This window comes from Amycolatopsis sp., from assembly GCF_036008905.1.
Taxonomy (GTDB): Bacteria; Actinomycetota; Actinomycetes; order Mycobacteriales; family Pseudonocardiaceae; genus Amycolatopsis.
The window spans coordinates 21726-47568 of the sequence record NZ_DASYMU010000143.1 but is presented as its reverse complement, the minus strand read 5'-3'; the positions used below and the strand labels follow the sequence as shown (position 1 = coordinate 47568).

The following is a 25843-nucleotide window of genomic DNA, read 5'->3' as shown; positions in this document are numbered from 1 at the left end:
GCTCATCGTGTCAGGAACCGAGCAACCGCCGCAGCCACGGCAGGCGCTGCGCCTTGGCCGCCTGCGAGAGCGCGGCATGGGAGGCGAGCATGTCGAACCCGTGGAAACCGCCGGGCCACACGTGCAGCTCGGCCTGTCCCCCGGCCTGCCACAGCCGTGAGGCGTAGGTGACGACCTCGTCCCGGAACGTCTCCGCGGAGCCGACGTCGAGGAACGCCGGAGGCAGTCCGGAAAGGTCGGTGGCCCGCGCGGCGGCCGCGTACGGCGAAACGTCCGGGCCACCCCGCGCGTCCCCGAGCAACGACGTCCAGCCGAGTTCGTTGGAAGCCTGGTCCCAGACGCCGACGCCGACCATCTGATGGGCCGACGGCGTGTCGTTGCGGTCGTCGATCATCGGGCACAGCAGCATCTGCCCGGCCAGTGCCGGACCGCCCCGGTCCCTGGCCAGCAGCACGGTCGACGCGGCGAGCCCACCACCGGCGCTGCCGCCGACGATGACCACACGTTCGGGGTCGAGCCCCAGCTCGGCGGCGTTTTCGACGACCCACACCAGACCGGCGTAGCAGTCTTCGACCGGTGCCGGATGCGGATGTTCGGGGGCGAGCCGGTAGTCCACCGAAACCACGGCGAGCTCGAGTTCCCGCGCCCAGCCGAGCAGTTCGGGCAGCTCCTGGCTGCGGTTGTGGCCGAGGATCATGCCGCCGCCGTGGATGGTGTAGAGGACACCCACCGGGGTCTTCGCCGCGGCCGGTCGGGCGATCACCAATGAGATGTCCGGTGCGCCCGCGGGCCCGGGCACCAAGCGTTCCTCGACGACGAACGCCCCGCCGAGGGACAGCTCCTCGCCGGTCGCCCGCCGCTCGGCCATGCCCTCCCGCAGCGCGGGAAGCATCTCGGCGGTGAACGCCGGCGGGAGGTTCTCGTTGATGACGGCGAGTGCGGCGGCGAGTTCCGGGTCGAACGGAGGCCGGGCCGGAATGGTGGTCGTCATCGGTGCTCCCTGAGACTCCTGGTCACTGCGTCGTGACCGCTGGACACCATCCTCGGTGCGGGCGAGACGACCTCGACAGTGCCACGCGGCGGGAATGACCCGCCATCTGGCGGGCGCGGTCGCGGCGACAGGAGAACGGCGGCGCGGCGGGGAACGGTCAGACCTCCGGAAGCGCGGACGCGGAACTGACAAGCGGGTCCGATATCACTGTGTAGTCGGTGCTCCGCCGGAAGAGCCACTCTTCCCTGACAGGAGCCCTCCGCTGGGTCGCCACCGCCCAACGGGACAGTAATCGATTGATCGCTCAATCATCTTCAGTTTATTTGCGGCGAGTCAATAGGTTGTATATCCATGTGCCGACCGGGTCCCACTGGCACGACACGCATGGGTACGCTGCGTTAGTTGACAGAACGAGACAATGCTTTTCGATCAAGGCCGGTGAAAGACAATGGCGGGTGGCAAACCGCGCCCCAGCGTCACCAGGCGGCGCGAGGTGAGTCACACCAGCGCGCGCTCGGTACTGATGACCGTGCTGGGCGAATTCGTGCTGCCTCGCCAGGTCCCGGTGTGGACGTCGACGCTCGTCGACGTCCTGGGCCTGTTCGGGATCGAAGAAAAGTCCGCGCGGCAGGCACTCGCCCGCGCCTCCGGTGAGGGCTGGGTGATTTCCGAGCGTGTCGGGCGGCGGGTGCGATGGTCGCTGACCCCGCCCGGACGGCGTCTGCTCTCCGAAGGCGCGCAACGGATCTACGAATTCGGCCGCGACGAGGTCAGCTGGGACGGCAAGTGGCTGATGCTGCTCGTCTCCGTGCCCGAGTCCCAGCGGGATCTACGCCACCGGGTGCGCACCCGGCTGACGTGGGCGGGCTTCGGCTCGCCGGTCCCCGGCGTCTGGGTCAGCCCGAACACCGGCAGGCAAACCGAAGCGGACAAGATCGTGGCCGAACTGAAGGTCGGCTCGCCGGCGATGTCGTTCATCGCCAGCTACGGCGAAATCGGCGACGAGGACGACATGGTCACCCGCTCCTGGGACCTCAGCGAAGTCGAAAAGCACTACGAGCACTTCATCGACGAGTTCACCGGCCTGCGCCCGGCCACCGGCCAAGCCGTGCTCCACGCGCAGACCCGGCTGGTGCACGAGTGGCGGCGGTTCCCGTTCCTCGACCCGGGCCTGCCGTCCCGGCTGCTGCCGCCGAACTGGAGCGGCGCGAAGGCCGCGGAACTGTTCCACCGCAAGCACGACGAGTGGCGCGGAGCCGCCCAGCGGCACTGGGACGACGTCGTCGACACCGAGCAAGCCGCTTAGGAGCTAAGAGATCGCCATCTGTCGACAGATGGCGAAGTCGTACAGGGAAGGTGGCTTAGGCGCGCGGGTCGTAGGCGGCGACGAGTTCGGTGTCGGTGCCCGCGGGACCGAAACCCATCGCCCCGCCCGGCTGCCCGATCGGCTCGTCGCGGCCGGGCAGCGGGTCGGTGAAGAAGCGCTTGTTGTCTTCGGCGAACGCGGCGAACTCCTCGGGGACGCGCCGATCCTGCGTGATGGCTTCCACCGGGCAGGCGGGTTCGCAGTTGCCGCAGTCGATGCACTCGAACGGATTGATGTAGAGCTTGCGCTCGCCTTCGTAGATGCAGTCGACCGGGCACTCCTCCATGCAGGACCGATCGGTGATGTCGATGCACGGTTCCGCGATGACGTAAGGCATTCGTCCTCCAAGAGCTTCAAACGACGGCGAGGGGCACGTCGGTGGAGTGGCCGGGGAACACCGGCTGGGCGGGGTCGAGGTGGTGCGCGGCGTTGTTGACCGCGGTCGCGGCCTCACCGAAGCCGACGGCGATCAGCCGGACCTTGCCCGGGTAGTCGTTGATGTCCCCGGCGGCGAAAATCCCCGGGACCGACGTCTGCATGGACGCCGCGACGGGGATGTGCCGCTTGTTCTCGACGTCGATCCCCCAGCGCAGCAGCGGCCCGAGGTTCGCGGTGAAACCCAGCGCGGCGATGATCTTCTGGCACGGCAAGGTTTTCACCTGGTTGTCGCCGTGGGTCACCTCGACGCCTTCGATGATGCCGTCGCCGAAAACAGTCGAGAGCTGTGCGTTGGTGAGCACCTCGATCCCCGCCGCGCGCACGGAGTCCACAGTGGAGGGATGAGCCCGGAAGGAGTCACGGCGGTGCACCAAGGTGACCGACTTCGCCAGCGGATGCAACGCCTGCGCCCAGTCGAACGCGCTGTCGCCACCGCCGACGATGACCACGTCCGAGCCGCGGTAGTCGTCGAGCCTGCGCACGAAGTACGCCAGCCCGTTGCCTTCGAATCCGGCCGCGGCGGGCAGCGGCCGCGGGGTGAAGGTGCCGATGCCACCGGTGACGATCACCGCGCCCGCTTCGATCCGGACTCCTTCGTGCGTGGTGACGGCGAACCCCGTCGCGTGCCGTTCCAGTACCTCGGCACGATGTCCGAGCAGGTAACTCGGATTGAAGGGCGCGGCCTGCTCCAGCAGTCTGTCGACCAGTTCCCGGCCGCGCACCGACGGGAAGCCCGCGATGTCGAAGATCTGCTTCTCTGGGTACATCGCGTTGATCTGCCCGCCCGGCTCGGGCAGGGAGTCGACCACGGCGACCGACAGGCCGCGGAAACCCGCGTAGTAAGCGCCGTAGAGCCCAGTGGGGCCGGCGCCGACGATGAGGATGTCGACCACCACCTGGTCCGATGTGGACATACCGCTCTCCTTAGCTGGGCACGGTTTGCAGTTCCGCGCGGACGAGCTCGCGCAGGACGTTGCGGCGGATCTTGCCGGTGGCCGTCTTCGGCAGCTCGGCGAGTTCGACGACCGCGCGGGGTCGTTTGAACGTCGCGAGCCCGTCGCGGCACCACTGGATCAGCTCGTCGGCGTCGATGCGGTGTCCGGGGATGGCGACCACGCAGGCGACGGGTTTGTCGAGCTGATCGGAGTCGGGCACGCCGACCACCACGACCTCCGCGACGTCGGGATGATCGAGCAACCGGTCTTCGACTTCGCTGGGCGTGACCCAGATTCCGCCCGCCTTGAGCATGTCTCCCAAGCGCCCCAAGCAGGTGAAGGTCGCGTCGGCGTTGCGCACGTAGGTGTCACCGGTGCGGATCCAGTCGCCGAGGAACACGCTGCGCGAGACGTCCGCCCGGCACCAGTAGCCGGTCGCCGCCGACTCGCCGCGCACGTAAAGTTCGCCGGGTTTCCCGGTGGCCTCGATGATCGCGCCGTGCTCGTCGCGCAGCTCGACGTCGTAGCCAGGTACCGGTGTCCCGGAGGATCCGGGATGGACCCGGCCGGGTCGGTTGGACATGAAGATGTGCAGCAGCTCGGTCGAACCGATGCCGTCGAGCACCTCGACACCGTACTTCTCGACCATGCCGTGGAACATCTTCGCCGGAAGCGCCTCTCCCGCCGAAACACCTTGGCGTACCGAGGAAAGCGCGTCCGCCGGTAGGCCACTGGCGACCATCGGCCCCCAGAAACTCGGCGTCCCGAACAACAGCGTCGCCTGGTCCTTCACCGCCCGTTCGGCGAACAGCGCGGGTGTCGGGCGGGCGGGTTCGAGCAACGCCGTGCCACCGACGGAAAGCGGGAAGAACATCGAATTACCGATACCGTAAGCGAAAAACAGCTTCGCCACCGACAGACATCGGTCATCGCGTGTCACGCCGAGCACACGCTGCCCGTAGTTCTCCGACACCAGCTCGATGTCGGCATGCCGATGCATCGCGGCCTTCGGCGCGCCGGTCGTTCCCGAGGTGTACAGCCACAGCGCGGGCGAATCGGGCCAAGTCGGATAAGGACCGTCGAGACTTTTCGTTTCACCGCCCCGAAGAAGCTGCTCCCAGGTGTGGGCGGCCCCCGGCTCCCCCGCCATCACCACGTGCCCGACATCGGGCGCGTCCTCGACGGCGTGGCGCACGACAGGCGCGTACTCACTCGAACCGAGCACCACCCTCGCTCGCGAATCGATCACGAGTTTGCGCAGCTCCGGACCGGTGAGCATGGTCGACGACGGCACCGCGACCGCGCCGAGGTACATCGTGGCGAGGATGGCGGTGAACAGCTCCACCTCGTCCACCATGCACATCAGCACCCGCTCTTCGGGGCGGACGTCCAGCGCGTGCAATCCCGCCGCGACGCGGCGGACCTCGTCGGAAAGCTCGCTATAAGTCAATGTCCGGGAAACCGAGACGACGGCGGTCCGGTCGCCGTCGCCGGCCCGGCATCGCCTGTCGACCAGGTAGTCGGCCGCGTTGAATGTGGTGGGCATCGCGACACCGGCCTTTACGGGAGGTAGACGTACTCGTAGTCGAACGGCTTGCTGTCGATCCCGTTGCTCGGCGGTGCGACCCAGCTCGCGATCTTCCCGCGCTCGTACACCGGGTGCATCAGCGAACGGACGAAGGCGAGATCCTCACCGGTGGGCAGCCAGTTCTTCCGGTTGGTCTCCCACGTCTTCTCGTCGACGATCGTGCCGTCCGGGGTCACGTGGTGCCCGGCGTTGAGGCCGACACTGCGGTTGAACCCCGGGTGCGGCAGCTTGAACCGGAACGAGATGTCGTTGTCGCCCAGGATCTTGTTCCACCGGTTGAGCCCGTTCTGGCAGTCGGCGATGTACTCGCTGCGCAGGTCGAGGTTCAGCGCGAGCAGCGTCTGGACCTCCTCCTGGCTCCAGGTGCCGTCGGCGGTGGGCTTGTCGAGGAAGGTACTGCCGCTGGTGAGCTGGTGATCGTCCTTGCGGCGGGTTTCCTTCCAGCGTCCCTTGAGTCCGGCGGTGTAGTAGTTCGCCGCGTTGGTGGACGTCTCGCTGCCGAAGAGGTCGAGCGAGACGGTGTAGTGGAAATTGATGTACTTCTGGATGATTTCGAGCGGGATTCCGCCGTGGGCGGCGATATCGGTGGTGTCGTGCTCGCGAATGAGCTGCGCGCTGCGGGTCACCACGCGGTCGACACCGGTGGTGCCGACGAACATGTGGTGCGCTTCTTCCTTGAGCATGAACTCGCACGTCCGCGAGAGCGGGTCGAACGCCGATTCCTTCAAGGTGCCGAGCTGGTACTTGCCGTCACGATCGGTGAAGTAGGTGAACATGTAGAACGCCAGCCAGTCGGCGGTCTCCTCGTTGAACGCGCCCAGGATCCGCGGGGTGTCCGGGCTGCCGGAGTTGCGCAGCAGCAAGCCTTCCGCTTCGTCGCGGCCTTCCTTGCCGAAGTACGCCTGGAGCAGATACACCATCGCCCAGAGATGCCGGCCCTCTTCGACGTTGACCTGGAACAGGTTCCGGAGGTCGTAGAGGCTCGGCGCGGTGAGCCCCAGCAGCTTCTGCTGCTCCACCGACGCGGGCTCGGTGTCGCCCTGGATGACGATCAGGCGCTGCAGATCCGCCCGGTACTCCCCCGGAACCTGTTGCCACACCGGCTGTCCCGCGTGCTCGCCGAACGCGATCGTGCGGTCGGCGTCGCGCTCGGCCAGGAAGATGCCCCAGCGGTAGTCCGGCACGTTGACGTGCCCGAAGTGGGCCCAGCCTTCCCGTCCGACGCTGACCGCGGTGCGCAGGTAGACGCCTTGGGTTTCCAGGGTGGGACCCATTTCGCCCCACCAGTTGAGGAATTTCGGCTGCCAGCCTTCCAGCGCGCGCTGCAGGCGGCGGTCCCCGGCGAGGTTGACGTTGTTGGGGATCTTGGCGTCGTAGTCGATCTTTTCCGGCACGGCTTACACCCGCTTCCTGTCGAAGACGGCCTTCTGCCCGGTGCCGTAGCGGCGCAGCGCGCCCTCGGGACCGGAAGCGTTCGGCCGGATGAAGATCCAGTTCTGCCAGGCGGTGAGCCGGCCGAAGATCTTGGTTTCCATGGTTTCCGGCCCGACGAACCGGTGGTTCGCCTCCATGCCGGTGAGCGCGTCCGGGCTCAGCGCGGCCCGGCTCTCGACGACGATCCGGATCTCGTCTTCCCAGTCGATGTCGTCCGGCGCGTCGGTGACGAGTCCTAGTTCGTTGGCTTCGCCGGGTGAGATCGCGCGATCCTTCTCTCGCTGGAGCCACTCGATGTGCTCGTCCTCGCCGTAGAACCGGGACTGCAGCCGGGTGAGGCCGTTGCCCATCGGGAAGGGCCCGAAGTTGGCGTCGGACAACGTGATCGACGCCCGCTCGTCGCTGTCCTCGTCGTCGATGGGCGGTCCGTCCAAAATGTACTGCCGATCGGCGGCCACGACGAGTTCGAAGAGGACACCGGCGAAGCAGCTGCCCGGTTCGATCCGCGCGATGAGACTGCGGCTGGTGACGTCGAGCCGTTTGAGGGTGCGTTTGTAGTAGTGCACGATCTCGTTGCAGAGCCAGTCGTCGGCGGCGTTGCCGAGCACGGCCCGTTCGTGCGCGAGCACCTTTCCGGCGTCGCCCTCGGTGCGGATCAGCCAGGTGCCGAGCTCGGTTTCGTTGGTCCGCAGGCGCAGGATCAGGTCGTCGAGTTCGCGGGTGAGCGCGAGCAGCCAGTTCTCCGCACCCTGGGCGTGGATCTCGCCGACGTTCGCCGGGGCGTCGTCGCGGGGCCCGCGGACGGTGATCTCGACGGTGCCGGCCGGGCGGTCGAAAGTGGCGGTGACATGCGAATACGCGATGCCGTCAGCGGTCGCGTCCCGGTCGAGCGGGGTGAGTTCGACGCCCACGGCGTCCACCGGGCGGCTGCTGTTCCACGCGATTTCCAGCGCCCGCTCCTGGACCGCTTCGGTGAACCCCCGGCGCGGCGCGAGTTCGTCGACCAGCTTCCAGTCGACCGCGGTCTTGCCCTTGATGCCATCCGAGCGGGTGGCGAAGATGTCTGCCCGGTCCTTGCGGACGCGGCGCTTGTCGACGACCCGGGTCAGGCCGCCGGTCCCGGGCAGCACGCCCAGTAACGGGACCTCGGGCAGCGCCACAGTCGACGAATTGTCGTCGATCAGGATGATTCTGTCGCATGCCAGGGCGAGCTCGTAGCCACCACCGGCACAGGCGCCGTTCACCGCGGCGAGGTAGGTCTGCCCCGAGTTCTCGGTGGCGTCCTCCATCCCGTTGCGGGTCTCGTTGGTGAACTTGCAGAAGTTCACCTTCCAGGCGTGCGAAGACCCGGCCAGCATCCGGATGTTGGCGCCGGCGCAGAAGACGTTGTCCTTGGCGCTCGTCATCACGACCGACCGCACGCCGGGGTGCTCGAACCGCAAGCGCTGCACGGCGTCGTAGAGCTCGATGTCCACGCCGAGGTCGTAGGAGTTGAGCTTCAGCTCGTAGCCGGGGACCAGGCCACCCTGCTCGTCGACGTCCATCTCCAGCCACGCCACCGGACCCTCGATCCGGAGCTTCCAGTGCCGGTACGCGTCCGGATGCCGGTCGAAGGTCACCTCCGGCGTACCCGTGGGCACCGCGACCGGTGCGGGCTTCGTGGCGACCGTCATGTCGAACGCCTCCTCGTTGCGATGGGAGACTAATTGTCTACACAACATCCCACAATCGTCAAGGTTATGTAGATAGTCAACGCCACAGCAGTGCCCTCAGGCGAACAGGACTGGAAACAGCTGCCAACAACCTTCGCCATCTGTCGACAGATGGCGGTAGTTGCGGACGCGGGGTATCACGCCATGTCGGCATCTCGTGGCACACGAGCCGCGAGGCGCTGGAGCCACTCGCGGAGCATGATCTGCTCACTCGAGCTCAGCGCGGTGACGTCGTCGCCGAGGGCGGCGGACAACGCGACGGCAAGCGTGCCGACAGAGCGCTCCCCAGCGGACGACTCACCAGTGATCAAGGAGTCGACGACGGCGTCTCGGACCTGATGCGACATCGCGGTGTCGACGTCGCCGACGGGCTGGGCGATGAGGCTCAGCGTCACGCCGACGTTGGCGGCCACGATCTGACGCGCGGCCTCCGGCGGGCTGACCCGCAGCCTGCCCTGGCGGGCCACAGCGGTGAGCAGGTCGAGGAGCATGGCTTCGGCGCGGGCGGTCAGCGTGCAGGGCACCCCGGGTTCGATCTGCCCGTACAGCAGGACGTAGAACGACGGGTGTTCCAGGCCGTACCGGACATGGTTGTCCCAGCCCTCACGGATCGCCGCGACCGGGTCGTCCGCAGTGGAGGCGGTGGCGTTCTCCTGGACGTACTGGGTGAAACCGTAGTTGACGACGGCGTCGAGCAAGCCCTGTTTGCTGCCGAAGTGGTGGTAGAGCGTGGGCGCCTGGACCCCGGCGCGCTCACAGATGGCCCGGGTGGAAACCTGTTTGTCCTCGGACTCGTGCAGCAACTGCGCGGCGGCGAGCAGAAGGCGGTCGCGCGTGGCGCTGACCTTGGGCCGATCCGCTTCCCCCGCACGCTTGGCCATGCCCCGAGTGTAGCGCTACATTTGCTACAGTCCCACTTGTAGTGCGATCGCAACCACTAAGGAGCGGCTTTCGTGCCGACGGCAGACGAATTGCTCAACGCCACCGCGGTCCAGGGCCTCATCAAGTGCCTGGCCAAGGCCTCGCCAGGGCAGGATCTCGGCGCACTGCGGAAGAGCGCGAAAGCCTTGGACGGCCTGAGCCTCAGCGAGCGCAAGGACGTCGTCCGCGACGCGTTGCTGAGCGACCTGCCCGCCGGCTACGAGCCGATCGAAACCCTGGTCCGGACGGCGCTGGAGGACCCTCGGTTCACCGGGTGGATGATCTGGCCGGTCAGCGAGACCGTCACCGCACGCGCCCTGGGCAACGACTCGTTCGACGCCGGGCTCGCCCTGCTGGCCGACCTCACCCCGCGGCTGACCGCCGAGTTCGCCATCCGCGCGATGCTCGAAGCCGACCTCGACCGCGCGCTGGCGATCGTGACGACCTGGACCAACCATCCGGACGAGCACGTCCGGCGCCTCGCCAGCGAAGGCACCCGGCCGCTGCTGCCGTGGGCCAAACGCGTCCGCGCGATCGTCACCCGCCCGGAGTCCACAGTGGACATCCTGCGCGCGCTGTACCGCGACGAGTCGGCGTACGTGCGCCGATCGGTCGCCAACCACCTCAACGACCTCAGCCGCGCCGATCCGGACCTGGTCAACGCCGTCGCCGCCGAATGGCTGAGCGGAGAGCCGGACGCGCAGACGCAGCAGCTGGTCCGGCACGGCCTCCGGACGCTGATCAAGAAGGGCAACCCCGGCGCGCTCGCGCTGCTCGGCTTCGCCCCGGCCGACGGGCTCGCCGTCGACGGCCCGACGCTGACCGGCACCGCGGTGACCATCGGCGAGGTACTGCGCTTTTCCTGCACCCTGACGAACGGGGGCACCGAGCCCGCCCGCCTCGCCGTCGACTACGTCATCCACCACCGCAAGGCCAACGGCACCCTGACGCCCAAGGTCTTCAAGCTGGCCACCAAAACCCTGCAGCCCGGCGAGGACGTCACCTTCGAGCGCGGCCACTCCTTCAAGGTGATCACGACCCGCGTCTACCACCCCGGCGAGCACACCATCGAACTCCAGGTGAACGGGGTCTCGTACGGCAGGACCCCGTTCACCGTCCACTAAGGAGCCCAGGGTCCGTCCACGGACCACGTGGTGTCCTCGGTGAAGGTGGCCGGGTTGTCCCAGGCGCGCGAACCGCCCGGAGTCGCCAGGTAGACCTCGGAGTTGATATGCCTCAGGTACTGCTCGGGGAAGTTGGCCGCGGCCAGCCGGACGCCGCCGTTGCCCTGTGAGGCACAGAAAGTGGCGTCGGCCTTGAAGACCGCCGAACCGTCGTTGCCCTCCATACGCGTCCGGTAATCCCGGTGGCGCAGGAAGCCGCCGGGGAAGTTCCGCGACTCGAACGAGTAGCACGCCGAGTTGGAGAGCCCGGGGACGACCTTCCAGGTCGCGTCCGCCTTCAGCAGCGCGTTGCTGCCGCCGTCGACGACCTCGGTGAAGCCCAGGCCGTCCCGATGGCGCAGGTACCTGTTCGTCCACCCGGGAGTGACGACCCGCAGCGACCGGTACTGGTTCAGCGGCAGCGCGACCGGTGGCGGCGGGTTGCGGGACGCGTCGATCAGTGCCAGGTTCGCCGCCTTGACCCGGTTGGTGTCGACCTTCAGCACCTGCCGGTCGTAGGTCAGCAGGCCGTTGACCTCGTTCTCCACGTCGGTGATCTCGGTGTACACCGACGCCGAAAGCCCCAACCTCAGCTGACTGGTACGGATGCCGTCGAGCAGGCCGACGAACCGGTCGTTCAACCGCGCGACCGTCGTCTGGTTCTCGTAGCTGAACCCACCGCCGGGGAACCATTCGTGCCCCGGCACTTTGTAGCCCAGCCCGCCGAACTCGCCGAGCACCGCGGCGCGGGTCGCCGTCGGCGCGGTGTTGCCGGGGCCGACGTAGACGTGGTTGTCGATCACGTCGCCGTTGCCGCCGTCGACCGAGCCACAGCAGTTGACGCCGCTCATGTTGTTGACCAGCCGCGACGGATCGGCCGCCTTGACCTCGTTGGCGATCCGCGCCTGGTCGTACTGGCCCCAGCCCTCGTTCTGGTTGACCCACATGACCACCGACGGCGAGCTGCGGTGCTGGTCGATGATGGCGTGGTACTCCGCCTCCCATTGGACCCGGGCGGGACCGTCGGGGGTGCGGGTGTCCATCGCGGGCATGTCCTGCCACACCAGCAGACCCAGCTTGTCGGCCCAGTAGAACCATCGCTGCGGCTCGACCTTGATGTGCTTGCGGACCATGTTGAAACCGAGGTCCTTGTGCTTCTGCAGGTCGAACTTCAGCGCTTCGTCGGTGGGCGCGGTGTAGATGCCGTCCGGCCAGTAGCCCTGGTCCAGCGTGCCGGTCTGGAAGACGAACTGTCCATTGAGGACGGGCCGCAGCACGTTACCGACCTTGGCGATACCGATCGAGCGCATGCCCGCGTAACTGCTCACGGCGTCGACGGTGCTCTCGCCGGAAACCAGCTCCGCCTTGACGTCGTAGAGGAACGGATCCTCCGGGCTCCAGCGGTGCGCGTTGGGCACGGGAACCGGAATCGCGCTGCCGACCGCGCCGGTGGCGGTGCCCACGGTGGTGCCGCCGGTCGACACGGTGACCTTCGCGGTCTGGCCGCTGACGCCGGCACCGAGAACGGTGGCCCGCAAGGTGTTGTCGCCCAGGTTCGGCACCAGGTCGAGCCGGGTGATGTGCGCCGGGGCGGTCGGCTCCAGCCACACGGTCTGCCAGATGCCGGACGCGGCGGTGTAGAAGATGCCACCGCCCGAGTGCGGCGGGACGTCCCGGATCCGCTGTTTGCCGACCGCCTGACCGCCGGTCTCGGTGGGGTCGAACACCGAGACGACGATGGAGTTCGTGCCGCCGTTGAGCAACGGGGTGATGTCGAACCCGAAGGAGTCGAACCCTCCATTGTGGACACCACCGGCCTGCTGCCCGTTGACCCACACGGTGGTCTTCCAGTCGGAAGCGCCGAAGTTCAGCTGGACACGGCGGCCGTTCCATCCCGCCGGGACGGTGAAGGTGCGCTGGTACCAGAGCTTGTCGTTCTGGGTGACCTTGCGCTGGATGCCCGACAACGCGGACTCGGCGGGGAACGGGACGCGGATCTGCTCGGTGAAGCTCGACGGCTGCCCGGCGTTCGCGCCGGTGACGGCGAAGTTCCAGATACCGTTGAGGTTCGCCCAGTCCGGGCGGGTGAGCTGGGGCCGCGGATACTCCGGCAGCGGGTTGTCGACCGGGACCTGGTTGGTCCACGGCGTGGTCATCGGTGACGGCTTCGGCGTCCAAGCCGCCATGGCCGCGTTGGCGGTGCCTGCCGGCAACGCGGAAGCGACGAGCGCGAGCAGTGCGGCCACCACGGTGAGGCGGTGCGCGGTTCTGGGTCTGGTCATCGGCGATTCCCCTCGTTGATGAGCTGAAAAGTTCAAGTTCAGAGCAGGCGCCACAGGTGGTCGGCCGTGCCGTTGTCGGCGAACTGGACGACCTGCGCACTGTCCGCTGTGGACATCTGATCGACGCCGAGCACCTTGCCGGAGTTGAGGTTCTTGATCCGGGACCAGCCGTCGCCGTTGTCGATCAGCTGCCAGAGGTGGTCCGCGGTGCCGTTGTCGGCGAACTGCACGACGATCGCACTGTCCGCGGTGGACATCCGGTCGACGCCGAGCACCTTGCCGGAGTTCTGGTTCCTGATGCGGTACCAGCCATCGCCGTTGTCGACCAGCTGCCACAGATGGTCCGCGGTGCCGTTGTCCGCGAACTGCACCACGCGCGCACTATCCGCTGTCGACATCAGGTCGACTCCCAGTACCTTGCCGGAGTTGCGGTTCTGGATCCGGGAATAGGGGGCGGGCGGGGTCCACGGATGGCCGTCGGGGGACGCCATGGGGAATGAGGTGATCCGCAGCCGCGCGGCGCCCATCGGGATCAGGGTGACCGTCTCCACCGGGGCGTCACTGCGCGCGGGACTGGCCTGCAACGGGGTGACGACCTGCTGGCGGTCGGCCGTCCACGCGTCGATCCGGCGCGCGGACGCGGTCAGCTTCACCGGGTTCCCTTCGTGGGTGAACGGGTTGGCGGCCAGCGGGCCACCGGCCGCCTCGAAGCCGAAGGAGGACGCCGCCAGCCCATAGTTCCACGGAGTCGTGGGATGCACGGCATATTCGGGAAACTGGTCCGTGCCACCCAGCCGGCTGTACCGCTCACCGATACGCAGCGAGTACGTCAGCGGGCCGTGGTCGACGGAGACGGAGTCGTGGTTGGCGCCCCAGGTACGCACGGTCGTGCGTTGCGGCAGCCGTAACGTGACGGTGTCGCCGTTGGCCCACATCCGTTCCACCCGAACGAAATCCGGGCCCGCCGGCGCCGCCACCGGCCGCCCGGCGACCCGCAGCTCGGGGTTGGCGCACCAGGCGGGAATGCGGAGGTACAAGGGAAACGACAGGCGCTTGGGCGTGCTGATCGTCAAGGTGATGGTGTCGCGGAACGGGTAGTCCGTGTCCTCGGTCACGGTCACCGTGGTGCCGTCGGCGACCTTGGCCTTGACCTTGCTCGCGGCGTACATCGCGGCGGCCAGCCCGTGATCCGGGGTGGCGAGCCAGAGTTCTTCGGTGAAGTACGGCCAGCCCATGCCGTAGTTGTGCGGGCAGCAGCGGTACTGTTCGACGCCGGGCAGGTACGCCTGCATCGCGAAGCCGTTCTGGAACTGTCCCTCGGTTTTGGGACTGTTGTCGAGATCGACGCTGTTCGCGCTCGTGACGTAGTGGACGGCCTTGCCCGACGGGTCGAGCGACGCGGGCAGCGAGTTGAACGCCAGGTCCTCGCACCGGTCGGCCCACACCGGATCCCCGGTCATGCGGGTCAGCAACTGGTGGCTGGCCATGAACTCGACGATCCCGCAGGTCTCGAAGCCTTGACGCGGATCGCCGAACCCGGGCCTGGCGTTCTCGTCCCCGGCGAACCCGCCGCCGGGGAACTGCCCGTAGTCGCGCATCACGGTGTCGTAGACGCCGTAGGTCGCCTGGGTCAGCGACGCGGATCCGTTGCGCAGCGCGTATTGCGCGGGTTCGCGGAAGCCCTGGGCGATGTTGACGTTGTGGAGACTGGGCAGCGCGCCGACCCAGCTCGCGCTGTAGGTGTGGATCTTGTCGGCGAGATCGAGCAGGAACGGCTCGCCGGTGCGGTTGAACAGCCAGAACACCGTGTCCAGCCCGTCACCCCAGCGCGTGGCGACCCAGCCGGTGTTGAACGCGCCGGGGCCTTGGGCGTTCATGTAGCGCAGGAACCGCGTCAGGAACGGCACGACCCGGCTGTCGGCGGCGTACTCCTGCCAGGAGCGCAACGCCTGCAGCAGCGGGAGATACGGCCAGAAGTCGGGGCCGCCGTTCTGCGCGGTGCGCAACGTGACCGGGCCGAAGAAGCCGTCGGACTGCTGGGTCGCGAGGATGGCGTCGATCCACTTCTTCGACGTCGCCAGCGCGGCCGCGTCGCCGGTGACGGCCGCGAGGTCGACGTAGCCGCGCAGCCAGTAGGGCACCTCTTCCCAGCCGCCGCGTTCCGGATGGACCCAGCCGCTGGTGGAGAAGTCGAGGAAATGCGACGCCTCCGGGTAGCGGCCGCACAGGCCGTCGAGCTGCAACCGCAGCTGCCCCGCCAGCCAGCCGCGGGCGGTGACGCTGCCCGGGGGAAGTTTGAGGAACGCCATCGGCCGCAGCGGCGCCCGGTTCGGCGAGTAGAGCCCGCCCGCGGCAGGCGGGACAGCGGCGGCGCTCCCGGGTCGGAGCGTCGCGGCGAGGGCCGTGGCGAAGGCCGCGGTGGTGAACTGGCGTCGGTTGAGCGGCACGAGGAGCTCCTCCGTGAAGGCAGCGTCCAAGACCCTGAATGGCCGCGCCGCCATTTTTCCAACGTTGTAAAACTTACTGTCGGAAATCACATCACGTCGGCGCGACGCTGTCCAGATTCACCCGGAAGCTCGACCCGAAGAGCCCAATGGGCGCTTCGCCCACCCGTCGCCCGACCGCCACCCCTCAAGGAGGCGCTTCGCCCCGCAGGTCTACTGAGCGCGCGCGGCTTTCGCCGCGATCCGGGCCTGCACCTCGGGGCGGCGCAGCGGCGGCACCGTGGGCGGCGGCTGACGGCGGGCGGGCAGCTCCGACAACAGCCTGGTGGTGATCGCCGTTATCTCGGCCACCGCGGTTTCGAACGGCTCCCGGGTCTGGTCGGACAGACTCTGAATACCGGTGACCTTCCGGACATACTGACGTGAGGCGGCTTCGATCTCCTCGGCCGTCGCCGAAGGTTCGAGGCCACGCAGCGTGGTGATGTTGCGGCACATGAACCCAGCATAGGTCGATTCCGGTTCAACCGATCGGTGCGTTTCTCACCACTCCCCGCCCGCCTTTCAGGGCATTTCACCCGTTCACGGGCCATACTCGGACCCGTGAACGGCCCGAGCATGCGTTTCCTGGGGCATTCGACGGCCCGCCTCGAACTGGCCGGCCGGGTGGTCCTCACCGATCCGGTGCTCACGCGCCGCGTGGGTGGATTGTCCCGGGTGGTCCCGCTCCCCGACCCGGCCCAGTGGCGTGACACCGATCTCGTCCTCATCTCCCATCTCCACGGCGACCACCTGCACCTGCCGTCACTGCGGCTCATCGGGCGGCACGTCCGCGTGGTCGTGCCGCGCGGCGCCGGGGCGTGGCTGCGTCAGCGCGGCTTCACCCGCGTCGAAGAGCTCGACGTCGACGGCGAGTTCACCGACGGTGACCTGCACGTCCGCGCGACCCGCGCCCTGCACTCCGGGCACCGCTGGGGACCGCGGCTCACGCACGGCCCGCAGTCCGAGGCGATGGGCTACCTGCTGACGACGCCGGACAGTTCCGTCTACTTCGCCGGGGACACCGACTTGTTCCCCGACATGGCCAAGCTGGCCCCGGTGGACGTCGCGCTCTTGCCGGTCTGGGGCTGGGGGCCGAATCTCGGGCCCGGCCATCTCGACCCCGTCCGCGCCGCCCTCGCCGTCGGCCTGCTGCGTCCCCGCGTCGCGGTTCCCGTGCACTGGGGCACTTTGGTGGTCCCCGGCCTGTCCCGGAGCGCGCGGATGAGCCGCCTGCTGGTCGACCCGCCGCTGGAGTTCGCCGCCGGGGTGCTCGCCGCGGGACACGACACCGAAGTGGTCGTCGCGCAACCCGGTGAGGCAGTTCCGTTCCCCGCTCCGAAGGACCACTCGTGACCGACTGGACCGACCCCGCCGCCATCGGCTATCCCGTGCTGTTCGGCGGGGTGCTGCTCGGCTCGGTCATCCCGATCGTGCCCACCGGCGCCATCGTGGGCGCGGGCGCCGCCGTCGCGATGACCACCGATCACCTGTCCCTGCCGCTGGTCATCGTGCTGGCGACCCTCGGCGCGTTCGTCGGTGACGTGATCACGTTCGCCGTCCCGCGCCTGGGCAGTGAAGCCGCCGTCCGCTGGGTCGCGAGGCGGCAGCAGGCCGAACGGCTGGAGAAGGCCCGCGCCCAGTTCACCCGCCGCGGCTGGCAGCTCATCGTCATCGGCAGGCTCGTCCCCGCGGGCCGGATCCCGGTGCTGCTCGCGGCCGGGGCACTGGCGTATCCGTGGCGCCGGTTGCTTCCCGCCGCGCTGGCAGCTTCACTGATCTGGGCCGTCGCCTACGCCTTGCTCGGCATCGTCAGCGGCGGTCTGTTCGACTCGCCACTGGTCGCCACGCTGCTCGCCACCGTGCTGGTACTCGTGGTCACCGTCGTGACGACCTTGGTGAGCAAGTACCGGCAACGCCCGAAGACCGGAGAGCGATCATGACCACGACTTCCCGTAACGGCAGGCTGCTTCGCGGCGGCCGCACGCTGGCGCGGGCCGTGCTCGTCTGGGCCGTGGCCACCGGGGCACTGCGGCTGCTCGACGTCTGGCTCGACGGGTTCGCGCTGACCAGGTGGTGGCAGCCGACGGTCTGCGCGCTGATGCTCGGCGTGCTGACCGCGGTGGTGTGGCCGCTGGTGATGCGGATCGCCTGGGCGGTCGCGTTCTTCACCCTCGGCGTCGGCAGCTTCCTGCTGCTCGGCGCCGGGGTGCTCGCGATCTTCAAGACCATTCCCGGGGTGGAGATCGACAACTTCGAGACGGCCGTGGTCGTCGCGATCGCGATGGCCGGGGTCGGCGCACTGATCAGCAGCCTGCTGGCGGTCGACGAGGACGAGATCTTCTTCCGCCGCGCGGTGAGGCGCCGCCGCAAACGCGACCAGGCCGACGCCGACGACACCCCGGGCGTGCTGTTCCTGCAGATCGACGGCCTCGGTTACGACACCGTCCGGCGCGCGGTCCGCGACGGCGACATGCCCACTTTCGCGGCCTGGCTGGAAAACGGCACGCACACGCTGACCAGGTGGCACACCGACTGGAGCTCGCAGACCGGCGCGAGCGTCTGCGCGATCCTGCACGGCTCGAACCACGACATCCTCGGTTTCCGGTGGTACGAAAAGGATCGCGACCACGTCATGGCGTGCGCGCACCCGTCGGACGCGGCCGAGATCGAGCGGCGGCACTCCGACGGCCGCGGCCTGCTGTCCGGTGACGGCGCGAGCCGCGGCAACCTGTTCAGCGGGGACGCGCCGCACGTCAGCCTCACGATGAGCTCCATTCCGATGCTGGTGCCCAAGGGGCTGCGCGGAAAACGCCGCGGACGCGATCGAGTCGGCGCGGGGTATTACGCCTACTTCGCGAATCCGGTCAACGCGCTGCGCACACTGGTCGTCGCGCTGATCGACGTCGGCCGCGAACTGTCGGCCGCGTCGAAGCAGCGTCGCGCCGACGTCCGGCCCCGGATCAACCGTGGCGGCCTCTATCCCCTGGCGCGCCCCGGAACCACCGTCATCGCGCGGGACGTCGTGGTCTCCGCGATCATCGAGGACATCCTGGCCGGCAGGCCCGTGGTGTACGCGGACTTCCTCGGCTACGACGAGGTCGCGCACCACTCCGGTATCGAGCGCTTCGACACCCTCGCCGTGCTCCGCACGATCGACCAGCAGATCGCCCGCCTGCACCGCGCCAGCAAACTGGGCCCGCGCCCGTACCGGATCGTCGCGCTGTCCGACCACGGCCAGACACAGGGCTGGGCGTTCGCGGACCGCTTCGGCGAGACCATCGAAGCGCTCGTCGGCCGGCTGTGCGGCACGAGCGAGGCCGACATGGTCGGGCACGGCAAACGACGTCAGGCCGAAGGCTGGCAGATCAACGCCGCCCTCGCGGAAGCCACCTCCGGCGGCGGGCTCATCGCGCGACGCCTGCGTAGCCGCGTCGAACAGGCCGAGTGCTCCGGAGACCATCCACGCACCAGCAGCGGCAAGCCCGGCGAAGTCACCAGGGTGGCGCCCGGCGTGGTCGTCGTGGTGTCGGGCCACGTCGCGATGGTCTCGTTCACCGATCACGAAGGCCGCGTGGAACTCGAGACGATCGAGCGCGAATTCCCCGAGCTGCTGCCGGCGCTCGTGGACCATCCCGGTGTGGGCTTCCTGCTGGTGCGCAGCGCGGAGTTCGGGCCGGTCGTCTTCGGCCGCGACGGGCTGCGTCGGCTCGCGACCGACGTCGTCATCGGTGACGACCCACTGACCGGCTACGGCCCGCACGCCGCCGACCTCATCCAACGCGTCGACACTTTCCCGCACTGCGCCGACATCATGATCAACAGCAACTACGACCCGGAGTCCGACCAGGCGTCGCCGTTCGAGCCACACGTCGGTTCCCACGGCGGCATGGGCGGGCCGCAGGCGCGGGGCTTCATCCTGCACCCGCGAGAACTCGGCACAGACGGCGAGCCTGTCGGCGCCGAGTCGCTGCATAAGCTGTTCCGCGGCTGGCTGACCACACTCGGTCACCCCGAGCCCGCCGGACGCGAGACGGAATCGCCGGAACCTTCGGACGTTGTCAACGCCTGAGTCACCGATGTGCCCCACCAAGCCTTGGCGAGGGAGTCGAACGTCGGTTCCGCCGGCGGCGGGAGAATCGCCAGGTACCACCGGAAGTTGCTGTACACATGCAGCAACGCGTACGCCAGGAAACGCCGGGACAGCGCTTCGTCGAGCTGCTCGGGGACATAGCCGTACCCGAGCAGCATCCGCCGCAGGAAATCCGCGTCACCACCCGAAACGAACATGCCGACACCGACCCACTCGTACTCCGCCGCGCCCCGCAACGCGGGCTCGAAGTCGAACAGCCCGGACACCCGCCAGCCGTCGTCGTCCTGAACCATCATGAGATGCTCGCGGCCGAACTCCGTGTGCAGCAAAACAGGTTCGGGCTCGCCAAAGTCCACACTGTCCAAGAACTCCGGGATCTGCGCCACCCACACCTCGTCCAGCCGCAGCCGCCGGTGCCGCTCGACAGCCACCGCCTTCTGCTTCGCGACGAACCCCGCCCAGTCGCCCGGCCCCAGCACGTCCAACGCCGGATCCTCGATGGCGTGCAACGCGGCCATCACCGCCCCCAGCTGTGGCGCGAGCCGTTGCTTGTCCTCAGTGGACAGTCGAGGCCAGACCTCCTTCAAGGTCTCCCCCGCCAGCCGCTCCATGACGACGTAACCCCAGCCCTCGAACCCGCCCGCCCGCTCCACCCCCGGCGTCGGAATCGGCAACCGCCCGTGGACCGCCCTCAGCACCGAACTCTCGATGTCCAGCTCATGCCGGTAGATAGGCGGATAAAGCTTCAGAACCAGCTTGTCGCCGACCGCGTAAACCGGCAGCGACCCGTCGGCGAACGCCGTCACCTCGAGCCCACCCAGCCCGAGCTCCCCGCACAACACCTTCGCCGCGGGCAACAACTGCTCCCGCGTCAACGCGTCGGTCTCGGGCTCGGTGGTGACGGGCGGGAAGATCGGCATACGCCGCACGCTAGCGCACCGAGATCACCATCTGTCGACAGATGGTGACGGCGTTGGCGATTTTCGTACTATTGCTGAGTTTCGGCTCGGCTTTGCGACGTACCGGTAAAACCTGACAAGTCGGCGTCGGAGGGTCATCATGTCGGAATGCTGGTCGGCCGGGAGGGCGAGCTCGTCGTATTGACCTCGGCCCTTGACGCTGTCCGCGGCGGTGAGGGCCGGGTGCTGATGCTCGGCGGCGAACCGGGGATCGGCAAGACGAGGCTCGTCACGGAACTGACCCGGCTGGCCGGTGAGCGGGAGATACCGACGCTTGTCGGGCGGACACTCCAGGAGGAGACAGCGCCGGCGTTGTGGCCGTGGTGGGAGGCGCTGCTCGGCCGCCCCGAACTCGATCTGCTCGACGACATCGCCGGTGGCGACGAGATCTACAGCGTCGCGCGGCTGAGGGCGTTCGAGAAAGTGCTCACGACGTTGAGCTCGTCGGCCTGCGGGCAAGGCCTGGTCGTGGTGCTGGAAGACCTGCAATGGGCGGACGAAGCCACGCTCAAGCTGCTGTGCCAGGGCGTCGGCAAACCATGGCTGACGCTGGTCGGCACGTACCGCACCAACGAGCGTCCGGCGGCGTTGCGCAACGCGCTGACGGCACTCGACAGGACCGGCTCGGCGGTCCTGCTCCGGCCAAGGGCGTGGTCCGCCGAGGAGGTCGCGCTGGCCGCGGCGGCGGCGCATCCGAGCTGGCATCCCGTGCTGTACCGGGAAAGCGGCGGCAATCCGCTGTTCGTCCTCGAGCTCCTGAGTTCGCTGCGAGAGGCCGCGCTCGCCGCCGAACCCGCGCCCGCTGACGGCCGGTGGCCCTTCGGTGTCCCGGAAAACCTCGCGTCGATCACCGCCGCGCGGGTGGCGGGGTTGTCCGACGCCGGACAGCGCGCGGTCGCGGTCGCCGGGGTGCTCGGCACCGAATGCGGGTGTGCCGAGCTCACCGCGCTCGGTGGCGACGGCGAGCAAGCGATGGAGGCGCTCGAAGAAGCCGCCGCGGCGGGACTGCTCACCGAAGTCGGCGGGCTTCCCGCGCGGTTTCGCTTCACCCACGCGTTGTTGCGCGACGCGGTGTATGCCCGCCTGACCGTCCAGCAGCGGCTGGAGTGGCATCGCAAGGCGGCGGAAGCCATCGAAAACGGGCAGCTCGCCGGGGAACCCGCCACCCATCGCCTGCGATGCGCCACCGACGACGACAGCCGCGCGCTCGCCGTCGCCGCCTGCCGCCAAGCCGCCGCCACGGCCGTGCGGTTCGCCCCCGATCGCGCGGTGCGGATCCTCGACGCGGCCCTCGCGCTGCCCGGTGTGGCGGACGAGGATCGCCTCGACCTGGTGCTGATGGCCGCCGAAGCCGAATACTCCGGCGGGCGGACCGACGCGGCGGTGCGGCGCTGCGACACCGCGATGACGCTCGCCGAGCGAGTGGGCCCGGCCGACGCACTGGTGCGGGCGGCACTCGTCGTGCACGGGATCGGCGGCCCGGCGAACGTCGGCGTGCTCGCGCTGTGCGATCGCGCGCTCGCCGCGTTGCCCGCCGACGCCGTGGCCGGGCGCGCCAGGGTGCTGGCGCAGCGCACGATCGCCCTCGGTGAGGTGCTCGGCTTCGAGCAGGTCGACGAAGACAGCCGGGAAGCGTTGCGGCTGGCCGAATCGAGCGGCGACCCGCTCGCGCTGGCCGACGCGTTCCGCGCCCGGCAGCACGCCGCCAGCGGTCCGGACGGGGTGACAGAACGGCTCGAACTCGCGCGCCGCATCCTGGAGCTGGCTGGGCGAGGCGGCCCGGAAGACGCCGAACTCTGGGGACGGCTGTGGCGGATCGACGCGTCCCTCCAGCTCGGCGCGCTCGACGTCGTCGACACCGAACTGACGAACCTCGGCATTCTCGCCGACCGGCACGGCTGGCCGATCGCGCACTGGCATCTGCATCGCCTGTCCGCGGCGCGGCAGCTGCTGGCCGGCCGCTTCGCCGACGCGGAAGCCGAAAGCGACCTCGCCCTCGAGTGGGCGAATCGCACCGAAGACTGGAGCGCGATCGGCATCGACGGCGCGTTTCGCATCGAATTACTCGCGTTGCAGGGCAGGCACAGCGAGCACGTCGAGCTGATGCGGGCCATGGGCCCGGTGGTCCGGTTACCCATCTTCTGGGCGCTGGCGGGCAAGTTCCTCTGGGAGGCGGGGGATTCCGACGTCGCTCGTGACCATTTCGAGGACCTGCGGCGAGCACTGCCGCGGCTCGATCTCGACGGCCGCTGGCTCGGCACGGTCACCGGCGGCGGGCAGCTGGCCATCGCTCTCGGCGAACTCGATTCGGCGGCGCTGTGTTACGAACTCCTGTTGCCGTACCAGGAATTCTGCGTGGCGGGTGGCTCCGGATCGGTGCTCTGCCTCGGTTCGGTGTCCCGCAGTCTCGGCATGCTCGCCGCCGCACTCGGCCGCCCCGAAGACGCCGAACGGCATTTCACCGAAGCGATCGGCATCGACGACCGCACGGGCGCACTCCCCTATCGCACGCTGTCCGAGCTTTCGCTGGCGGAACTCCTTCACCAGCGCGGAACCCGGAACGACCTCACCCGCGCGGCCGGCTATCTCGAACGGGTGGTGGCGACGGCCGAGCGGCTGCGCATGCGTCCCACCCTGCTCCGCGCCAAGGAGCTCCTCGGCGAACTCCGTCGCCACACCCCCGGGCTGACCCGCCGGGAACGTGAGGTGCTCGGGCTGCTGTCCGGCGGGAGGTCGAACCGGGAGATCGCGGGCGAACTCGTGCTTTCGGAACGCACCGTCGAGACGCATGTGGCCAACGTGCTGGGCAAACTCGGTCTCGCCAACCGTTCGCAGGCCGCCGCGTGGGCGGCCAGGAACCAGATTACGTAGTCACCTCGGTAATTCCCCGGATCCGCCCGCGCCACCGGTCGGCGATCGTTGCCGTCATCGGAAACGACGACGGGAGAACGACATGTACGCGACACTGGAGAAGGCCGGACCGGACGGCGGTGCCACCGAGCAGTACCGGCTGAGTCAGATCGGCGGGCCGGCGAACCTGCTGCTGCGGCTCTGGGCCGAGGAGCCGGCCGACGGCGGTTACCTGGTGGAAGACGACAAAGCGCTCACCGAAGCGGGTTCGGCCCCGACGGTCGCCAGTGTGGTCACGTTCGCCGCGCCGGTGAGCGAGGCGGTCAAGAACGCCGGTGCCCGCGCCGACCGGGAACGCATCGGCCCCGCGATGGCGGGACATCCGGGCGCGGTGCGGATGCTGAGCTTGTGGGAGCCGCGGGATCGGCGGCAGGTGATCGTCGTGCTGGCCACGTCGATGGAGTCGCTGGAGGAGGGCGGGCGGCGGATCAGCGAGCTGCCCCTGCTGCCCGGTGAGGACGTCGCCCTGCTGCCCGGCCCCGACCACGTCGAGCTGTTCCGGGTGGTGTCATGACCACCACGGCAGCGCTGCCGGCACTCGGCGTCTACGAGATCCGGCCCAGCAGCAGCGAAGTCTCCTTCAAGATCCGCGAACTCGGCCTGTTCACCGTCCGCGGCACCTTCGCCGTCCTGGCGGGACACGTCGAAGCGAAGGCCGACGGCGTCACCGTCACGGCCGAGATCGACGCGGCGAGTTTCACGACGTCCAGCAAACGCCGTGACCGTGATATCCGCGGCCCGAAATTCCTCGACACCGGGCGGTATCCGACGCTCGGTTTCACGGGAAAGCTTTCCGCGGACGCGACGACGGTCGCCGGTGTCCTTTCCGGACAGCGGCAGCAGGCGTCCGTCGAGCTCGTCATCGACGAAGTCCGAGTCGATGGGTCCACAGTGGATGTTCGCGCGCACGCCAGGGTCGACCGGGCCGCGCTCGGTGTGACCGCGGGACGCGGGATCATCGCACGGGAAGTCGACGTCGAGCTCGTGGTGCGGTTTCTCCGGTCCTGAGCCGGGTCGACAGCGCGGTACCGGCGACGCACAATGGGACCCGTGTCCACCACGGACTGGATCCTGCATTTCGACCTCGACCAGTTCATCGCCGCGGTCGAGGTCGCGCGGCATCCGGAACTTCGCGGCCTGCCGGTAGTCGTAGGGGGCTCTGGTGATCCCACCCAGCGAGCGGTGGTCGCCACGGCCTCCTACGAGGCGCGCGAATTCGGCGTCCACTCCGGGATGCCACTGCGGATCGCCGCGAAACGGTGCCCGGAAGCCGTTTTCCTGCCCAGCGACCCGCCCGCGTACACGGAAGTCTCCGAACGGGTCATGGCCACGATCCGCGAATTCCCGGTGGACGTCGAGGTGCTCGGCTGGGACGAAGCCTTTCTCGGCGCCCGCACCGAGGACCCGGAAGCACTGGCCGACGAAATTCGATCGGGTGTCGCCGACTCCACCGGGCTGGACTCTTCGGTCGGCATCGGCGACAACAAGCTCCGCGCGAAACTCGCCACGGGGTTCGCCAAACCGGCCGGGAGCTACCGCCTCACCCGGGAAAACTGGACCGCGGTCATGGGCGAGCGGCCCACGGACGCGTTATGGGGTATCGGCCGCAAGACCGCGAAGAAGCTCGCCGAAGCCGGCCTGACGACGGTGTCCGAACTGGCCGCCGCCGATCCGGCCCCGCTCGCCGCGCGGTTCGGGCCGACCATGGGGCCGTGGTATCGCCTGCTCGCCAACGGCATCGGCGACACCGAGGTGACCACCACGCCGTACGTACCGCGCTCGCACAGCCGGGAAACCACGTTCCAGCAGGACTTGACCGACTACGCGGAGATCACCGCGCAGACGGCCGTGCTCGCGAGACGGGTGACCGAGGACGTCGTCGCGGACGGACGGCCCGCCGTGCGGGTCGCGATGAAGGTGCGGTTCGCGCCGTTCTTCACCCAGACCCGCAGCCTCACCTTGCCCGCGCCGACCAGCGACGGCGACGAGATCGAACGCGCGGCGCTGACCGTGCTGGCCCGGTTCGACCACACGCGGCCGGTGCGGCTGCTCGGTGTCCGGGCCGAATTCGAGCGGCCAGACACGACCTAGGAACGGTCGCGGCTTTCGTCCTCTGTGGTCAGTGCGGCCATCCAGCCCTCGTTCTGGATCGAGATGACCCGCTCGCACGCGGCGACGAACTCGTCGTCCCCGGAAGCACCGGTCGAGGCCTGCCAGGCCAGCAGCCGTTCGAGTTCGTCGGCGGTGCGCATGAATTCGATCTGCTGGTACTCGTACCGCCCGGCCGCCGCGAGGGCGGCGGCGAGGGTGGTGAGCACGGCGATCCACGCGGCCAGTGCCTCTGAAGGAAAGATGCCCACGACAGCGGCGAGCACCGCGGCGATCGTGGCGAGCGCGGTTTCGCCGCGCTTGAGGAGGGTGCACCGCATCCCCATCCGCCGCGCACCGGGCGAGTAGTAGTCGTCGATCTGCCCGCGGACCCGGATCGCCACGTACGAGGCGACGTCCTGTACGGCGGGGATTTCCCTTGTCCTGGCGGAAATTCCCGAACAGCGTTGATCAGGTCACCGG

At 68.7% G+C, this 25843-nt stretch carries 21 protein-coding genes; 9 read left to right on the top strand and 12 right to left on the bottom strand.

What is annotated here, in order from left to right; translation table 11 throughout:
• Positions 1-10 precede the first annotated feature (10 nt).
• Entirely contained in the window at positions 11-991 is a 981-nt protein-coding gene (locus VGP60_RS24955) for an alpha/beta hydrolase (RefSeq protein WP_327550512.1), read from the bottom strand.
• A gap of 448 nt (positions 992-1439) precedes the next feature.
• Between VGP60_RS24955 and VGP60_RS24950 the strand changes: the two genes are divergently transcribed.
• Complete coding sequence (locus VGP60_RS24950) at positions 1440-2297, top strand: PaaX family transcriptional regulator C-terminal domain-containing protein (RefSeq protein WP_327550511.1); 858 nt, start codon at positions 1440-1442, stop codon at positions 2295-2297.
• A 55-nt stretch (positions 2298-2352) separates the two neighbouring features.
• On the opposite strand, the gene fdxA is transcribed toward VGP60_RS24950, so the two are convergent.
• The 6 genes from fdxA to VGP60_RS24920 form a co-directional block, all read right to left on the bottom strand.
• The gene (gene fdxA, locus VGP60_RS24945; protein ID WP_327550510.1) at positions 2353-2694 is read right to left on the bottom strand and encodes a ferredoxin; all 342 of its coding nucleotides are present in this window, start codon (positions 2692-2694) and stop codon (positions 2353-2355) included.
• A 16-nt stretch (positions 2695-2710) separates the two neighbouring features.
• Complete coding sequence (locus VGP60_RS24940) at positions 2711-3709, bottom strand: NAD(P)/FAD-dependent oxidoreductase (protein ID WP_327550509.1); 999 nt, start codon at positions 3707-3709, stop codon at positions 2711-2713.
• A gap of 10 nt (positions 3710-3719) precedes the next feature.
• Positions 3720-5276: a benzoate-CoA ligase family protein gene (locus VGP60_RS24935; RefSeq protein WP_327550508.1), complete on the bottom strand. Its 1557-nt coding sequence runs from the start codon at positions 5274-5276 to the stop codon at positions 3720-3722.
• A gap of 14 nt (positions 5277-5290) precedes the next feature.
• The gene (gene boxB / locus VGP60_RS24930) at positions 5291-6712 is read right to left on the bottom strand and encodes a benzoyl-CoA 2,3-epoxidase subunit BoxB (protein WP_327550507.1); all 1422 of its coding nucleotides are present in this window, start codon (positions 6710-6712) and stop codon (positions 5291-5293) included.
• A 3-nt stretch (positions 6713-6715) separates the two neighbouring features.
• Positions 6716-8425 (bottom strand): 2,3-epoxybenzoyl-CoA dihydrolase, encoded by a 1710-nt coding sequence (boxC, locus tag VGP60_RS24925; RefSeq protein WP_327550506.1) that lies wholly within the window; start codon positions 8423-8425, stop codon positions 6716-6718.
• 176 nt (positions 8426-8601) lie between these two features.
• Positions 8602-9345, bottom strand: coding sequence for a TetR/AcrR family transcriptional regulator (locus tag VGP60_RS24920; protein ID WP_327550505.1), 744 nt, complete (start codon positions 9343-9345; stop codon positions 8602-8604).
• A gap of 72 nt (positions 9346-9417) precedes the next feature.
• Between VGP60_RS24920 and VGP60_RS24915 the strand changes: the two genes are divergently transcribed.
• Positions 9418-10509 (top strand): DNA alkylation repair protein, encoded by a 1092-nt coding sequence (locus tag VGP60_RS24915; RefSeq protein ID WP_327550504.1) that lies wholly within the window; start codon positions 9418-9420, stop codon positions 10507-10509.
• Here VGP60_RS24915 and VGP60_RS24910 read toward each other — a convergent pair.
• The 3 genes from VGP60_RS24910 to VGP60_RS24900 all read right to left on the bottom strand — a co-directional run bounded on the left by VGP60_RS24910 (position 10506) and on the right by VGP60_RS24900 (position 15769).
• On the bottom strand, positions 10506-12830 hold the full coding sequence (locus VGP60_RS24910) for an AbfB domain-containing protein (protein ID WP_327550503.1): 2325 nt from the start codon (positions 12828-12830) through the stop codon (positions 10506-10508). The two genes, VGP60_RS24915 and VGP60_RS24910, sit on opposite strands and share 4 nt — an antisense overlap.
• 38 nt (positions 12831-12868) lie before the next feature.
• Complete coding sequence (locus VGP60_RS24905) at positions 12869-15277, bottom strand: beta-L-arabinofuranosidase domain-containing protein (RefSeq protein ID WP_327550502.1); 2409 nt, start codon at positions 15275-15277, stop codon at positions 12869-12871.
• Positions 15278-15487: 210 nt separating this feature from the next.
• Positions 15488-15769: a DUF2277 domain-containing protein gene (locus tag VGP60_RS24900; RefSeq protein ID WP_327550501.1), complete on the bottom strand. Its 282-nt coding sequence runs from the start codon at positions 15767-15769 to the stop codon at positions 15488-15490.
• Positions 15770-15874: 105 nt separating this feature from the next.
• Here VGP60_RS24900 and VGP60_RS24895 point away from each other — a divergent pair, with 105 nt between their 5' ends.
• From VGP60_RS24895 to VGP60_RS24885, 3 genes are read left to right on the top strand one after another with little or no spacing between them, the layout of a single operon-like run.
• Positions 15875-16666, top strand: a complete 792-nt coding sequence (locus tag VGP60_RS24895) for an MBL fold metallo-hydrolase (RefSeq protein ID WP_327550500.1) — start codon at positions 15875-15877, stop codon at positions 16664-16666.
• Positions 16663-17253 (top strand): DedA family protein, encoded by a 591-nt coding sequence (locus tag VGP60_RS24890; RefSeq protein ID WP_327550499.1) that lies wholly within the window; start codon positions 16663-16665, stop codon positions 17251-17253. The genes VGP60_RS24895 and VGP60_RS24890 overlap by 4 nt, the downstream gene beginning before the upstream one ends.
• A complete protein-coding gene (locus VGP60_RS24885) occupies positions 17250-19382 on the top strand; it encodes a phage holin family protein (protein WP_327550498.1) in 2133 nt (710 codons plus the stop codon). The genes VGP60_RS24890 and VGP60_RS24885 overlap by 4 nt, the downstream gene beginning before the upstream one ends.
• Here the strand turns inward: VGP60_RS24885 and VGP60_RS24880 are convergent.
• Positions 19319-20323 (bottom strand): aminoglycoside 3'-phosphotransferase/choline kinase family protein, encoded by a 1005-nt coding sequence (locus VGP60_RS24880; RefSeq protein WP_327550497.1) that lies wholly within the window; start codon positions 20321-20323, stop codon positions 19319-19321. The genes VGP60_RS24885 and VGP60_RS24880 overlap by 64 nt on opposite strands.
• A 147-nt stretch (positions 20324-20470) precedes the next feature.
• Here VGP60_RS24880 and VGP60_RS24875 point away from each other — a divergent pair, with 147 nt between their 5' ends.
• The 4 genes from VGP60_RS24875 to VGP60_RS24860 all read left to right on the top strand — a co-directional run bounded on the left by VGP60_RS24875 (position 20471) and on the right by VGP60_RS24860 (position 25363).
• Positions 20471-23233, top strand: coding sequence for an ATP-binding protein (locus tag VGP60_RS24875; RefSeq protein WP_327550496.1), 2763 nt, complete (start codon positions 20471-20473; stop codon positions 23231-23233).
• Positions 23234-23315: 82 nt separating this feature from the next.
• A complete protein-coding gene (locus VGP60_RS24870; protein WP_327550495.1) occupies positions 23316-23786 on the top strand; it encodes a hypothetical protein in 471 nt (156 codons plus the stop codon).
• On the top strand, positions 23783-24280 hold the full coding sequence (locus tag VGP60_RS24865; protein WP_327550494.1) for a YceI family protein: 498 nt from the start codon (positions 23783-23785) through the stop codon (positions 24278-24280). The genes VGP60_RS24870 and VGP60_RS24865 overlap by 4 nt, the downstream gene beginning before the upstream one ends.
• Positions 24281-24313: 33 nt before the next feature.
• Positions 24314-25363: a DNA polymerase IV gene (locus tag VGP60_RS24860; protein ID WP_414640401.1), complete on the top strand. Its 1050-nt coding sequence runs from the start codon at positions 24314-24316 to the stop codon at positions 25361-25363.
• On the opposite strand, the gene VGP60_RS24855 is transcribed toward VGP60_RS24860, so the two are convergent.
• Positions 25360-25764, bottom strand: coding sequence for an SLATT domain-containing protein (locus tag VGP60_RS24855; RefSeq protein WP_327550492.1), 405 nt, complete (start codon positions 25762-25764; stop codon positions 25360-25362). The two genes, VGP60_RS24860 and VGP60_RS24855, sit on opposite strands and share 4 nt — an antisense overlap.
• Between the last annotated feature and the right edge of the window lie 79 nt (positions 25765-25843).

What these genes read in the sequence shown, in the direction of transcription:
- VGP60_RS24955 (WP_327550512.1), bottom strand. Translation starts at nt 991, where the DNA reads ATGACGACCACCATTCCGGCCCGGCCTCCGTTCGACCCGGAACTCGCC.
- VGP60_RS24950 (WP_327550511.1), top strand. Translation starts at nt 1,440, where the DNA reads ATGGCGGGTGGCAAACCGCGCCCCAGCGTCACCAGGCGGCGCGAGGTG.
- fdxA (WP_327550510.1), bottom strand. Translation starts at nt 2,694, where the DNA reads ATGCCTTACGTCATCGCGGAACCGTGCATCGACATCACCGATCGGTCC.
- VGP60_RS24940 (WP_327550509.1), bottom strand. Translation starts at nt 3,709, where the DNA reads ATGTCCACATCGGACCAGGTGGTGGTCGACATCCTCATCGTCGGCGCC.
- VGP60_RS24935 (WP_327550508.1), bottom strand. Translation starts at nt 5,276, where the DNA reads ATGCCCACCACATTCAACGCGGCCGACTACCTGGTCGACAGGCGATGC.
- boxC (WP_327550506.1), bottom strand. Translation starts at nt 8,425, where the DNA reads ATGACGGTCGCCACGAAGCCCGCACCGGTCGCGGTGCCCACGGGTACG.
- VGP60_RS24920 (WP_327550505.1), bottom strand. Translation starts at nt 9,345, where the DNA reads ATGGCCAAGCGTGCGGGGGAAGCGGATCGGCCCAAGGTCAGCGCCACG.
- VGP60_RS24910 (WP_327550503.1), bottom strand. Translation starts at nt 12,830, where the DNA reads ATGACCAGACCCAGAACCGCGCACCGCCTCACCGTGGTGGCCGCACTG.
- VGP60_RS24900 (WP_327550501.1), bottom strand. Translation starts at nt 15,769, where the DNA reads ATGTGCCGCAACATCACCACGCTGCGTGGCCTCGAACCTTCGGCGACG.
- VGP60_RS24885 (WP_327550498.1), top strand. Translation starts at nt 17,250, where the DNA reads ATGACCACGACTTCCCGTAACGGCAGGCTGCTTCGCGGCGGCCGCACG.
- VGP60_RS24880 (WP_327550497.1), bottom strand. Translation starts at nt 20,323, where the DNA reads ATGCCGATCTTCCCGCCCGTCACCACCGAGCCCGAGACCGACGCGTTG.
- VGP60_RS24875 (WP_327550496.1), top strand. Translation starts at nt 20,471, where the DNA reads ATGCTGGTCGGCCGGGAGGGCGAGCTCGTCGTATTGACCTCGGCCCTT.
- VGP60_RS24870 (WP_327550495.1), top strand. Translation starts at nt 23,316, where the DNA reads ATGTACGCGACACTGGAGAAGGCCGGACCGGACGGCGGTGCCACCGAG.
- VGP60_RS24865 (WP_327550494.1), top strand. Translation starts at nt 23,783, where the DNA reads ATGACCACCACGGCAGCGCTGCCGGCACTCGGCGTCTACGAGATCCGG.
- VGP60_RS24860 (WP_414640401.1), top strand. Translation starts at nt 24,314, where the DNA reads ATGGGACCCGTGTCCACCACGGACTGGATCCTGCATTTCGACCTCGAC.